Genomic DNA, 13,686 nt, shown 5'->3' on the forward strand with positions numbered 1-13,686 from the left:
GTTCAAAATTTAAATGCCAAACGAAGATTACATTGATACACTTGTTATGGACCATGTTAGGCATTTCTCTTCAAGAAGTAGGTCGATGCTTACCAAATGATTTCTTCTCCATCTTCAATAGAAGCTGAGAGACTAATTCGGAAGAAATTCCGTATTTGTCGCATAAAATGGAAACGAATGGTTGCATACTTAAAGGTATAGAATAAATATCGTGTTTAACATAATAAAAAATGCCATTATCTTAAATAAATAATGACATTTTTTTATATAAAATTAGTTTATTCGCTATTTCTGGAGGAAGAGTTTTTACTTAGCATCGAAGACTTTCGTTAAGTCAACAAGTTCAAAGTTTTTATCGACCTCAAAAAACTGTCTTAGTATAGCAGCATGTCCACTCCCCACCAGAACAAGAATAGTTTTGGTATGAGGTTTTAATTGATTCTGAATATTAGCGTACATAACCAAATTCCTTTTATACCAGTCAGTAACGAGATTGGACCCTAAATAATCTTTATTAGTCATCACTTTATTAGCAAATGAAATATAAAAACCAATGTTTTTATCCAAGTTGGACTTTTTATTTATACATATAAATATATCACTCAGATTGCTTTTTTCTAGGCAGTTATCCGACAAAGAGGCATTAATTTTACTAAATTCTTCTTTCAAAGCTGGATTTGAATTTACCTCTTTTAATAAAATATCAAATCTCATTTCTATCATACTATCAATAGGATATAATTCTTGGTGTTCTAATTTTTTCGCTAATCTATAACCTAATTGAAAAGTTTCACCTTCGATATAATATCTTTTTAACCGTTCTCTTTTTATTGTATCTGTGAACTTGTGATATTGATCTTTTAAATATGATTGGTAGTTTGCATTCAATTCGTTCTTTTTGTTAAAATTACTCTCGACAAATATTTGATCGGGTTTATAAGCAGATGCCTTAATTTTATTCGTAATTTCTTCTAAATCTTGTTGGCTTTCTTTAGATAATATATTTCTGTCTTTTTGTTTGATCATATCATTTCCAGGATTATTAAAGTGATAAGTTCCTAATAATATGACTTTTACTTTTTCTTGAGCCGATACAAATGAGAGTTGAAAAAGTAAGAAAAATAAGATGAAGTTAATTTTGCCCATGTTTATTTATATTTATTTAAGTTATTGATTTTTTGCAAATATATAAAATCACTTGCTTGTTAAATATAAAAAAGGGTATAATTTATAAAGTAAATGGAGCCTTTTCGGATCTGGAAAGAGTTGCGCCTGAGACTATCGATTTTGAATGTAAACAGTAAATCTGAACAGAATGCTACAAAGTGTCATCAATCTAGAAAGCCATTCCGTTAGGAATGGCTTTCTAGATTTTCATTTTTTTATAGCAACTAACTAACTATTGCAAATGCATGATTGCTTAGACTTGCATGAATGCTTTGTTGTCATTATCATTTATTTAGAAAGTTGCGTTATTGGCGTTAGTAAAACCTTACGGAATTCAACCTCAGCACCTTCAGCTTGAAGCGCAATCTGACCACTGTTTGCGGTACAGTCGTAACCTTCATTTACAAGGTCACCATTTACCCATACTTTTATCTTCCGGTCTAAGCATTCAATCCTCATACTGTTCCATTCACCAAGAGGTTTCTCAGAATTGTCGGTAAGATTCAAAATCCGACGTTTTTTATCTTCTGTAATGCCCCATTCAGCAGGTTCACCTCGACGCTCAACCATATTTGGTACTTTAATGTCCTCCACAATACACCAAAAGTCTCCCGCATTTTCATGCATCATCTGTACTTCAATAGATTTTGGAAACATTCCATAAAGCGCGCGTGGAGTAGAGGCATGCACCAGTACACCGCAGTTTCCTGATTTTCCTGCAAAACGGTATTCGACATCCAGACTATAGTTTTTATACGACTTATCGGTTATAATATGGCCATTTGGATTACCCATACTTACCAGCATCCCATCTCTGACAAGAAAAGGGCTTTTTACAGTCGTATTTTTGTCCATTTCTGGAACATCGATATGCCAGCCAGCTAAGTCCTTGCCGTTAAATAGGTTTTTTGATTGCGCACACGAAGATAGGGAAAACGCTAAGCTGCTGACAATAAAAAGAGCAGAATAATAAAAGTTCATATTTGGTTTAGGTTTGAATGATTATCGTTAAAACAAACATACATAATAATTTTCATAGGAATATTAGTTTTTACTTAGATTCGATTCTCTTTTAAACGATTAAAATTGACAAGGTAATGTGATAGTCGTAAGCAATATTTATTTAACTCGGATTGGAACTGTATAATCCATATTTACTTCCATACCTTGCAACCGTCCGGGGTTCCAATTCCCCATTTGTTTTATTGCACTAACGATTTGCTCTCGTACTTTTAAAGGTACTTTTTCAGAAATTCGAAAATTATTAGTATTACCGCCACGATCAATAGTAAAGGTGACAGAAATAGATTGACTTGATACATCCTTTATGAGGTCTTGGGGTATGCTTAGATTTTTATATAATGACTTCATAAATACATCCATTCCTTTTGGATATGTAGCCATACTTCTTACATTTTCTTGAGAATATATAATAACTTCTCCATTTTTTTTAAATCTTTTCCCTTGAACCAATTGATTATCTTGGTAAAGTTCTTCATAAAAAGTTCCCATATTCCTACCTTTCCATTTTCCCACTTTTTCATTATTCTTTAATTCACCTTCTGTATAATCTTCTCTCGCATTCTCAATTCTTAAAAAACCATTTCCCCTTTTAAGAAGATAATTTCCAATGGAATCGAGATACAATAAGTAAAAAGGTTGAGTATCTGTTGTTCCAGAAAATATTTTTTTACCAATTTCCTCATGAACAATAATCATCTTTAGCTTACCATTTGGGTAATAATAATATGAAGAATCAATTGGCTCTGAATATTCGTTAAACTTTTCTAAACTTTCTAAATTGCCATTGGGATAATAAGAAACAAGTTCACCAATATATTTGAGACCAAATTCAAATGGATTATTAAGCCTACCACTGTAACCATTAGATTTTAAAGAATCTGTATCAGTATAATAGCTTGTGATATTAAATAGATTTAATGAATCGTTTCCATAAGGAACTATTTTTTGATAGGAGTATGAATCTTTCTTTGAAGTGATAATTTCTCCATTATTATTAAAATAGATATATGTCGTATCTGGGTGAGAACCATCTATGTTGAAATCTTCTCTTTTGTTCGCAAAGCAGATCTGTGAAAAAGATGTGAATAATATCAGAAATAGTAAAATAATATAATTCATAATTATGGCTATGATAATAAAATTATAAATTTTTGTTCAAAATTCATAATTACTCAAATGTACAGGAAGCAATTAATTTAAGTTATGATCTTTTGGAACTTTTGCACCCATCTCAACTTTAGCGGAAAACACCAAAATTTGAATTAATATTGCAATAACAATTAGGATCACGATTTCGATGTAAGACATTAATCTACTTCTGCTCGTCATACTGATTACTTCATCTAGCTTGACTTTTCCTTCCTCCAATTGAATCGAAGACAATGTTTCTAAAGTTTGTCGTGCTTGTTTGCTGATCTCAATAGCTTTAGCATGATCTGTGGCATTAACATTTTGCGCTATTTGTTGAATATAGATTTTAAATGTATTAAAATTGACATTTTCTTTATCTGTTAGCACAGTTTTTTCATAAAGTGTATTGATTTGCTTGATTTTATCTAGTTCCAAATTAACGTTTTTAGATGAATATTGAGGTGCAGATAGTAAGACAAGTAATTTCTCCATGCGATTTGAAAGCTTGTGAATATAATCAGCCACCACTAAGCGATCCGAATATAAAGAAGTTACCGATTCATTAATTCTTTTGACCAAGTGTTGCTCTTGAATATTGGTCAACATCACCAAACAAAGGACAGAGAAAAACAACATCGCAGCCTTAATTTTATTTTTCACTGTAAAAGTCCACATTGGTCGTATATTTTGGTAAAAAAACTGAAGAATAGCAATTTAATAAAAATTAAGCTAAAGAGGAAAAAGTAGTTTTTTATCCTTAGTTTTCGTCGTTGAAGCAATTTAGATGACGTAGAACAGAATTATAGTAACATCTACATTGTTTACTCACTTATTAGGGATTAAACCATGCTATAGACAATAGTCAAAATTGAATTATAACTCATACTATACAAAAATGAAAATTTTATTATTTATCGTTACATTATTCATTTCTCTTCATCAAGAGTTTAAGAAGGTTTATATTCTTATGGATAAAGATGATACATCAATAATTTATAATGAAGATCTTAAAAAGGTCAATCTTTATATAGATCATACATTAATACCAGATGAAAAACTTCAAATGGGTATAAAGCTATATATCGCAAGTTTTTATGTAAATAATAGAAATAATTTGTCCGCCGATTTTATTAAAATTTTTCAATGCTCTATAAGTGATTTTGGACGCATGAATAGAAAACCTATAAGTAAAGTAATTTATTATTTAGAACACGAGAATCATGGGAATTTGCCTTTCGTTTATCAAAATGATGCATATTTACTATTAGAAATAAATGAATTAAAACCTAATATTACATCGATAAGAGAAAAATTGGAAAAAAGTGGAATGCTTTTAATTGAAGGTGATGGGAATCTTCAACAGAAAAAATTAAAATGGCTTAAAAAGTGATAATATAATAGGTTCGTGACGATCCAATAATTGATATAGTTATTAAAATGGGCAAAATGAAAGATATTGAACAAGTAGTTAGGAACCCAATTTCAGAACAGGAAATGATTACTATATTGTCCAAACTCTCGTATAGAAGTGATTTTATTAATGAATATAATTTTTTTAAAGTGGATGCCACATGAAAATTTAGAAGAATTTTACAGATCAAGTAGATTTAAGAACAATAATCAAACACTTGATGATGCTATTGTACTAGTTGATAGTATAGATTATTGTTCAGACCATCTTTTGAAGATAATTAAAGTAATACTTTTTTCAAAAAAGAATTATTTTATTAATTATCCTGTTTAGATTATTTGTTAAGCCAAAATAGAAAAATAGATCATTCAACTTATATGATGTTAAATAAAAGATTCAAAAATAATTTAAATGAATTTCTAAAACTTCATGCAAATATTAATCTTTTAATAACTGAAAATAAACCAGAACAATATGTGATACAAATAATAAAATCTGCGCATTATCCAGATATTTTTTATCGCTTTTTTAATTCTATCAGTTTTAATACCTCGTCATTTAAAAATCATATAAATAGCGATTAAATATATCGCGTTTACCGAATATTCGAATCGCATAATTTTCCCCGAGCTGCTAAAGGCGAGATAAAGCTAATTTTTGCATTTATGATTCAACATTTTGAGAGATGATATCAGATTGTTAAGAATGATTTATTCTAGGCAATATAGATTCGATAGTATTTGTTGATGGAAGTGATCTAATCTTTGCAACAAAAAGGACTAGTTCAAAACCCTCTTGCCACAAAAATTATTCTTCATATCACAAAGAATCTTGAATTCTTTATAAGGATTTTTATTTCGTAAATTCAACCTGAGAAGTTATTCCGATTACAATATGCGAATAGCTTCATTTATGCTAATAAAATGAATCCATGAACAGTACGAAACGAAATAAGGGTTTTATCTTTAAGCAATATGACGAGCCGTTTCAAACGCCTTTTGACAAATTATTTGATATTTTCAAGGAACTGATTACACACACCTCCGGTGATTTTAATGAAGCTATTGATTGGTTGCGGCAATTGGACAAAGAGTTTAAACTGACCACTTCAGCATATACCGTTGACGATTTCATTGCAGATCTGAAGAATAAAGGATACATCAGAGAAAAATTGGAACTAGGCGGCAATGGTAGCTCTTCTATTACCTCAAAGCTGGAAAAAGCCTTACGGCAGCATGCTTTAGATCAGATTTTTGGAAAGATGCGAAAAGGAAAGTCCGGCAACCATAAAACCAATCACCAAGGGCGGAGTGATGAAAATATGGGCGATTTCAGAAACTATCAGTATGGGGACAGCCTTGAGAAAATAGCCTTGACGGAGAGCCTTAAAAATGCGCAGATTAATCATGGAATAGGAGAGTTCGCCTTATCAGAAAATGATCTCGTTGTCGAAGACACCCAGTTTAAATCACAGATGAGTACCGTGTTGATGATTGATATTAGCCATAGTATGATTCTATACGGTGAAGACCGGATCACACCCGCAAAAAAAGTGGCCATGGCTTTATCAGAACTTATCCTGACACGTTATCCCAAGGACTCACTGGACATCATCGTTTTTGGTAATGATGCTTGGCCTATAGCGATAAAAGATCTACCTTATCTGCAAGTAGGACCATTTCACACCAATACGGTCGCAGGCTTGAAGTTGGCGATGGAGATCCTCAGACGTAAACGGCATGCTAACAAGCAGATATTTATGATTACTGATGGAAAGCCGAGCTGTTTAAACTTGCCCGATGGTAGTTACTATAAAAATCCGATGGGTTTAGATCCTTTTATCACCAGCAAGTGCTATAGTATGGCCGCACAAGCCAGAAAGCTGGGAATACCCATTACAACCTTCATGATCACTTCAGATCCCTATCTGCAGGAATTTGTTGACGAATTTACGGCTTCAAATCAGGGAAAGGCTTACTATACAGGACTTGGAGATCTCGGAGAAATGATTTTTGAGGATTACGAAGAAAATCGTAGAAAGAGAATACGATAAACAATTACGTTAATAAGATATACATTTTGCGCAGCATTTGCGCTTCATTATAAAAACATATGGATTACACGAAGATAACAACATTTGGCGCACTAAAAGCTTCTGGCTATAAACCTAAAACGATAAAAGAAGAATTGCGTCAGAATCTGATTACAAAGATAGGCAACGGCGAAACCGTATTTACTGGAGTACACGGCTACGAGGACACCGTTATTCCAGAACTAGAAAGAGCTATCCTCTCCAAACATAATATCAATTTCCTAGGTCTTCGTGGGCAAGCAAAGACACGTCTAGCCAGACTTATGGTTAATCTATTAGATGAATATATACCTGTGGTACAAGGCTCTGAAATTAATGATGATCCCTATAACCCAATATCGCGTTATGCTGTAGAACTATTAAAGGAAAAGGGTGATGATACACCGATTGATTGGCTTCATAGAAGTGATCGTTTTGCAGAGAAACTGGCTACTCCGGATGTAACTGTCGCAGATTTGATCGGCGATGTAGATCCGATCAAAGCCGCAAATCTGAGACTGAGCTATGCAGACGATCGTGTGATTCATTTTGGCATGATTCCACGGGCAAATCGCTCGATATTTGTTATCAATGAACTGCCCGATCTTCAGGCGAGAATTCAGGTAGCACTTTTTAATATATTGCAAGAAGGAGACATCCAGATCCGCGGATTTAAATTACGTCTGCCGTTGGATGTCCAGTTTGTGTTCACTGCAAATCCGGAAGATTACACCAACAGAGGAAGTATCGTAACGCCCCTAAAAGACCGGATAGGATCACAGATATTAACACATTACCCCGAAACAGTAGCGATTGCGAAAACCATTACTGCTCAGGAAGCTAACTTGGAAGCGGCACAAAAAGAACAAATATATGTTCCAGAACTGGCTCGTGAATTGATTGAGCAGATCAGTTTTGAAGCCCGCAATAGCGAATATGTTGATGAAAAAAGTGGTGTCAGTGCGCGTATGAGTATTACCGCATTTCAAAACTTATTAAGTACTGCCGAACTGCGGATGCTCAAAAATGGAGCTCCGGCCACAGCAATAAGATTGAGCGATTTTATGGGTATTGTGCCGGCTATAACCGGTAAGGTTGAGCTCGTATATGAAGGTGAGCAGGAGGGAGCCGGTACTGTGGCAATTCAGTTGATTGAGAATGCCGTTAAAAGTATATTTCTTACTTTATTTCCAAAAATTGAGAAGTTTGAAAAGGAAAATGAACGCTATCCCTACGATGATATTGTCCGCTGGTTCTCGGAATCGGAGGGTATTGAATTATCCGATGAACTCACTGATGTAGATTACGAACATGCATTGGACGAAGTGACACCTATCCGCAGTTTGATACAGCAGTATCAGCCACAGACGAAGCCTGAAGATTTCTATTTTCTGACCGAATTCATCCTATGGGGACTTACGCTCAATAACAAGTTAAGTAAATACAGAGTAGGTAGCGGTTTGCAGTTTCAAGATAAGTTTCAAGAATATTTGAGAAACAATCTATAGCAAGCTAGCACTGGAAAATCATATATTTTTTTCATTACTTACGTAAATGATGAAAAAATATGCTTTGTTTTATTTGCTGTTTATTATCTTCACCGGGCGAGCTATGATGTAAAATTTTGATTCTAAATTTTGATAATATTAAAAATCAGCAAGTCACTTATATTGACTTGCTGATTTTTAACTTTTAGTGATTGTAGGCGCTCCTCCAAATCTGAAAAGAATAGAGTCTTTTTTTAGTAAGAATTGGTGGAAATAGTAAACTTTATATGAAATGCAGTGATGAAAATAGATTATGCTTTTGTTGTATTTTTATATGCTTATATAAATCAAATTGATTTGTCTTTGGATAGAAGTAGATGGGAATCCATTGATAATTTGAGGAATTTTTATAAAAATCAAATTTCACCCAAAAATATTGTTGCTTATCTAATGAATAGATTGAATCTAGAAGTCGAAAAAGTGGATAATTTAATTTTTCTTAAGGAAGAATCTTTCTGGGTGAGAATTAAAGATTCCTTGCTGTCTTCTTTTAAAAGAAATATATTTTTGGAACAAGATAATGTCTACTTTTTGTGTAACAGGCTACTTCTTTTTGATCAATTTTTAGAGATGGATATGCAAGTTCATCGACTAGAATTAGAAAAACTAAGAATAGATTTCTCGAAATTAAATTTTGATATATTAATGTGGAAATTAACCAAAAAAGATCGCTTAAGGGCATATAGAGTAGAACATTTTTTACAAAACACATCCGTAAATACTCTTTCTATCAGTGAATTTAGTAAGAACTATTTTAAAAATTAACTTGATCTCCTTCGAATAAATTGAAGTCTATTTTTTGAAAAAATTAGTGTTAATATCCGCCGTTCATTATCATTGGCAAAAAATGAGAAGTAAGATTAAGAAAATCAGCGTTCAAATTTAATTTTTATCATTTATTATAGAATAATATTAATAAAAATGGAAGATTCAGTAATAGAAGTGTTTTCTCCAAAGAATTTTAACTCATTAAAAAAATATCAAAATTTATTATGCCTCATAGCTTTTATAAATTTATCGATTGCATTGGTAATGGAATTTCCTTTTTCTTTTGAATCAATAAAAATGATGATTCAGACTATCTCATTAACATTATTTTGTATTTGCATATTTTTGTTTATTCTGATTTCCATAATATTGAGAATTTCCAAAAGAATATCTTATTGCTATATAAATAGTAGTGTTCTGTATTTAAAAACAGATAGTTGCCCAGAAGAAATCAGTATGGATAATATCAGTTTAAATATTAGTTTGTCCAATCTTGCTGACAAAGATTCGTACTTAGATTGTGGACATTTTATAGAAATTAGCACTTCAGACGACAAATGCCAGTTTCCAATAAAATTTAACGCCAGTCTTTTACATGTATTCCCTGAATCTAATGTGAATTATATGCGTAAAAGCCCGATTTTGATGTGTGAAACTAAAAATTTACTTAAAAACTTACTAGATTTGACTTGGGCCACATCATAGCATTTTGGAGAGGTTATTAAGATAACGGTTTATGTGATTTTAGATAGAATAGCATTGAAAAAGAATTATTTTTTACAATAATATTTTGGTCATCATATATAAGTAGTAAATGAAGACTTCGCATTTTGGTATACTTATTATTTTATAAAAAATCATCAAACAATCAAATATGTAATTCTTAGTTAGAATACATATTTGATTGTTTTACAAAGAAGAGATGCTCTTCTTGATTCTATTTGATTTTTTCTAGAATAGAATATTGAGATAATATATCCCTAAGTTTATTACCACGTATTAGCTTCTGAACAATCTGAAGAGTTATCCCAAATTCTGCCAGCAAATGCCCCATATTGATCATAAGTATCAATATCTTGTTGACCTTGTGCATTCAGGAAGTTCGAATAAACGACTGAAGCGCCAATAGAACGACGGCCCCCTTGTAGCATTTCCAAAGCTTTTTCATCTAACTTATTGTTTTCTAGTGAAGAGAAGCTCTTCATTCCACTTAACTTTTTCATAATTAAATTTTAAGATTTTATTAGCGATTACCTTACCCTGACCTAAGAGCTTTTGTTGCAATTGCTAATTATTAAATCTAAAATTCGTTATATACAGCAGGTGAAGCAAGCGAATACTGATATTCGATGGTTTTAAAACTATAACTGTCGTTTATTTATGGATATTCGTTATAGAAGCTATATTTTCGATAATTACTATTGGATTAGTGGCTGGTTTTCGGTATTCATGGTCTACCAATGCTCTTCTTGTGATTATTTTATATCAAGGAAATGCTAAAGGAGAATTTGAATGACTCTTTAAGTCAGTCTCTTGGCGAAAAAGTCATTCATCATGGGGAGAGTACTACGACACACCATCGACTACATTACTCTGTCGCTTCCTTGCAATTACGCAACGAAACAAAATCCTCATTTGGAAGTACACCATATCTCTTTTTATAAATAGCCGAGAAATAGTCAGATTTTGAATAGCCCAGAGCATAAGCGACTTCATATATGGTATTGAACTGACCACTTTTTACCATTTCTTTTGCTAATAACAACTTTTCAGATAGAAAGAAGCTATTCGGATTGCATTTATATATTTTTTTGAATAATCGGGTATATTTAGTCACAGACATACAGGCTATTTCGGCTAGCTTTTCAGTACCTGGAAATTTTTCAAGCAACTGTTCCATAAGGTAAACTTGACTATTCACAACTTGTTGTACATCAAATTCAGACAGCTTACCTACTACAAATTTCTGTTCACTTAACCTTTCAATAAGACTTCCAAAAGCCTGTAAGGCGGCTCCTTTGAGAAATAGTTCGTAGGAACTGTCTTCATATTGACGATCTTTCAGTTTTAGAAGTAACACCCGGGTACGGCTATCCATGTGACTATAGAAATATATGGTATTCTTTTTCGCATAAGTCTTTTCAACTATAGACTCAGGAACGATATTGCCCAGATGTTTATGAAGAAGCTGTTTCGAGATCAGTAACCGAAAAGAATACATTCGTTCTGAAATTGGGGGAATATAAGTACTGCTCAAACCCGCATCAACAAGCCCCATTCCTAATTTTGAATGATAACCAACTTTATTCTTCGTATCATTGACTTTGTGGATGCTGATTTGGTCACTGATATCATAGTATGCAATGCAGAAATCACCGGATGAGGCAACTTTAGTAAAGGATATGCTTTGATGAAAGGTGAGGTCTACCACAAGAACTGTCAAGCCAGGAATGACCTCCATAAGATAAGAGCCGCCGTTAGCTAAATTTTCAGGAAAAACCAATTGCCGTTGATTAAGGTATTTTGCTCCAAGTTTTTCGATAAAATCTTGCCTCCAGTCTGTATCCATGGTTACCGTATGAGAAAATTGAATACTATTTTTTGCAGATGTCTCCATTATAATTTTGTTAAGTAGTCCTTGGGTAAAACGCCAAAGTAATTTTTAAAGAGATGTGTTAAATTGGATGCGGTTGGGAACTGCAGTTCGTGGGCGACTTCTCCAATATTATAGTTCCCGCTTACTAGTAGATCACGTGCCAACTCCAGCTTGTTATTAAGGTAAAATTCATAAGGAGTAAGACCTGTGATCTTTTTATACAATTTTTTAAATTTTGTTTCGGACATCAAAGCATGTTCAGCAATTGTTTTGATTCCTGGGAAAGAATCTTTAAGCTTACTGATCAGAAATTCCTGAGAGGAAATGATAGCAGTAAAATCAGTGTCGTTAAGTTTACTGACAACAAGGTCTTTTTTGATCAGTTCATCAAGATATTCTCCCAATAAGTTATAGACCGTTGCACTAAGAAACAAATCAAAGGTTAGCGGGGCAATATTGCTATTTCGAAATTCATTAATATATTGTAAACTATTATTGCTCATGATATTATAGTGAAATATCGTATTTTGATTCTGATCAAAGACCCGATTGATCAGTTTTTTTATATGTCCAGAACCAATTAAATATTCTTTGAGAAGTGTTTTACGGAGGAAAATGCAAAAGTTGTATGTCTTGGTTCCAGCTTTAACACGGTAGTCGAGGTTTACACTGCTCTCAACAATGGCAAGATTGTAATTCCATCTTCCCATTGCCAATGCGTCATTATTTGTGATGTGAGAAGAGTCCCCTTCAGTGAGATTAAAATAGATGCCAATAAAATCTGAATTTGTATTGCGGAGCTTAAAGTGAATATCTTGGTGGTAGAGGACATCTGCAAACATAACCGTGATGTCTGGATTTACAGATAGCACATAGCGGGTTCCGGTATGGACGGTATCCGGAATTAGCATATGGTTACCGCTAATGTATCCACCTAAAGCTTTTGCCATTGGCTCTACCCAGTCAGTTTCTATACCAAACTCATGAATGATTTCTTTCATATGTAAATAATGACTGTTTTATGTGACTAAATATTTTATAACAGCTGTCGTATCCCATGGACTAGAATTTTGTTAGGTTGTTCTGTTTGTACTCAGGTTAAAAACCTTGATTTATAACGTATGAAAATTGGTACATGATACACTATACTTCTTGAAATATTGCTTTATAATGAAATACTAGCCTAGAGTTCTGATTATTAGTGCAATTATTTGACCATTATTTAAATAGTTGCAGTAAAAAAGAGTGTTAAAAGACTAAATTTTTATATACGTTTTTGGACAGAATCATAAATTAAGTGAAAATTGGTCTTCAGTTGATATTTTATAACGGTATGCTGGTATTGCTTCTTGGGAGTTGCATGTAATTTTGTCTTAAATAAAATTAATATATAAATATAAAGAATATGAAAACAAGAAAGATGCTCGGTCAATTATTATTAGTCTTAACAATAGCAATAGGAATTACAGCTTGTAGTAAAAATGATGCTGATGAATTGACTCCTCCCACAAATGCAATCACATCTGTAAGATTAGTATTTACAGATAGTACAGTCAATGAAAAATCAGCTGGATCAAAGGTAGATCTTACAAAAGTTGCTTCGGTAAAAATAAAATATGCAGTTACTGAAGGAGAAGTAGGTATAAATGTAGTAAGGGAAGCAACGCTGATGGTTAAAGGCGATAGTTCAAAAGTAAGTACTTTCGATCTTAAGACATTAACTTTTAAAGGTGGAAGTAAACTTACAATTTATGGTGCAACGTTATACGATAACAAAGATAAAGTAGTAGGTGGATGGTCAAAAGTGGACAATGATGCCTTTGAAGTAACGAGCCCCGAAGGTGTAGTGGTGATGGAGCGTATTTATGGAACAGTAGGTTTAGAGAGATTATAGTCGTTAATCTTATTCTAAAAAAGTGTCGGAAGGTTATGCTTTCGACACTTTTTTGCTTTTATTTATAATTTTAAGATT

At 32.8% G+C, this 13,686-nt stretch carries 13 protein-coding genes; 6 read left to right on the forward strand and 7 right to left on the reverse strand.

The window, feature by feature from the left end; all coding sequences use genetic code 11:
• Positions 1-306: 306 nt before the first annotated feature.
• The 4 genes from WH188_RS20045 to WH188_RS20060 form a co-directional block, all read right to left on the reverse strand.
• Complete coding sequence (locus WH188_RS20045) at positions 307-1,146, reverse strand: DUF5694 domain-containing protein (RefSeq protein WP_168126391.1); 840 nt, start codon at positions 1,144-1,146, stop codon at positions 307-309.
• A 309-nt stretch (positions 1,147-1,455) separates the two neighbouring features.
• Positions 1,456-2,148: a 3-keto-disaccharide hydrolase gene (locus WH188_RS20050; RefSeq protein WP_168126392.1), complete on the reverse strand. Its 693-nt coding sequence runs from the start codon at positions 2,146-2,148 to the stop codon at positions 1,456-1,458.
• A gap of 138 nt (positions 2,149-2,286) precedes the next feature.
• Positions 2,287-3,309 carry a hypothetical protein gene (locus tag WH188_RS20055; RefSeq protein WP_168126393.1) on the reverse strand — a complete coding sequence of 341 codons (1,023 nt, stop codon included), beginning with the start codon at positions 3,307-3,309 and terminating at the stop codon, positions 2,287-2,289.
• Positions 3,310-3,381: 72 nt separating this feature from the next.
• Positions 3,382-3,996, reverse strand: coding sequence for an MCP four helix bundle domain-containing protein (locus WH188_RS20060; RefSeq protein WP_168126394.1), 615 nt, complete (start codon positions 3,994-3,996; stop codon positions 3,382-3,384).
• Positions 3,997-4,216: 220 nt separating this feature from the next.
• Here WH188_RS20060 and WH188_RS20065 point away from each other — a divergent pair, with 220 nt between their 5' ends.
• The 5 genes from WH188_RS20065 (at position 4,217) to WH188_RS20085 (ending at position 9,823) form a co-directional block, all read left to right on the forward strand.
• Positions 4,217-4,711 carry a hypothetical protein gene (locus tag WH188_RS20065; protein WP_168126395.1) on the forward strand — a complete coding sequence of 165 codons (495 nt, stop codon included), beginning with the start codon at positions 4,217-4,219 and terminating at the stop codon, positions 4,709-4,711.
• A 952-nt stretch (positions 4,712-5,663) separates the two neighbouring features.
• Positions 5,664-6,785 (forward strand): vWA domain-containing protein, encoded by a 1,122-nt coding sequence (locus tag WH188_RS20070; protein ID WP_168126396.1) that lies wholly within the window; start codon positions 5,664-5,666, stop codon positions 6,783-6,785.
• A 59-nt stretch (positions 6,786-6,844) separates the two neighbouring features.
• Positions 6,845-8,311, forward strand: a complete 1,467-nt coding sequence (locus WH188_RS20075; protein ID WP_168126397.1) for a sigma 54-interacting transcriptional regulator — start codon at positions 6,845-6,847, stop codon at positions 8,309-8,311.
• A 279-nt stretch (positions 8,312-8,590) separates the two neighbouring features.
• Positions 8,591-9,115, forward strand: a complete 525-nt coding sequence (locus WH188_RS20080; RefSeq protein ID WP_132767736.1) for a hypothetical protein — start codon at positions 8,591-8,593, stop codon at positions 9,113-9,115.
• Positions 9,116-9,271: 156 nt separating this feature from the next.
• Positions 9,272-9,823 (forward strand): hypothetical protein, encoded by a 552-nt coding sequence (locus tag WH188_RS20085; protein WP_168126398.1) that lies wholly within the window; start codon positions 9,272-9,274, stop codon positions 9,821-9,823.
• A 284-nt stretch (positions 9,824-10,107) separates the two neighbouring features.
• On the opposite strand, the gene WH188_RS20090 is transcribed toward WH188_RS20085, so the two are convergent.
• The 3 genes from WH188_RS20090 to WH188_RS20100 all read right to left on the reverse strand — a co-directional run bounded on the left by WH188_RS20090 (position 10,108) and on the right by WH188_RS20100 (position 12,715).
• The gene (locus tag WH188_RS20090) at positions 10,108-10,341 is read right to left on the reverse strand and encodes a TIGR04139 family peptide modification target (RefSeq protein WP_021189922.1); all 234 of its coding nucleotides are present in this window, start codon (positions 10,339-10,341) and stop codon (positions 10,108-10,110) included.
• A 365-nt stretch (positions 10,342-10,706) separates the two neighbouring features.
• Positions 10,707-11,735 carry a helix-turn-helix transcriptional regulator gene (locus WH188_RS20095; RefSeq protein ID WP_168126399.1) on the reverse strand — a complete coding sequence of 343 codons (1,029 nt, stop codon included), beginning with the start codon at positions 11,733-11,735 and terminating at the stop codon, positions 10,707-10,709.
• Positions 11,735-12,715, reverse strand: a complete 981-nt coding sequence (locus WH188_RS20100; protein WP_021190293.1) for a helix-turn-helix transcriptional regulator — start codon at positions 12,713-12,715, stop codon at positions 11,735-11,737. Before WH188_RS20100 ends, WH188_RS20095 begins: the two co-directional genes overlap by 1 nt.
• A gap of 404 nt (positions 12,716-13,119) precedes the next feature.
• Between WH188_RS20100 and WH188_RS20105 the strand changes: the two genes are divergently transcribed.
• A complete protein-coding gene (locus WH188_RS20105) occupies positions 13,120-13,608 on the forward strand; it encodes a hypothetical protein (RefSeq protein ID WP_168126400.1) in 489 nt (162 codons plus the stop codon).
• The last annotated feature ends 78 nt before the right edge of the window (positions 13,609-13,686 follow it).

This window comes from Sphingobacterium sp. MYb388, assembly GCF_037479535.1.
Classification (GTDB): Bacteria; Bacteroidota; Bacteroidia; order Sphingobacteriales; family Sphingobacteriaceae; genus Sphingobacterium; species Sphingobacterium anhuiense.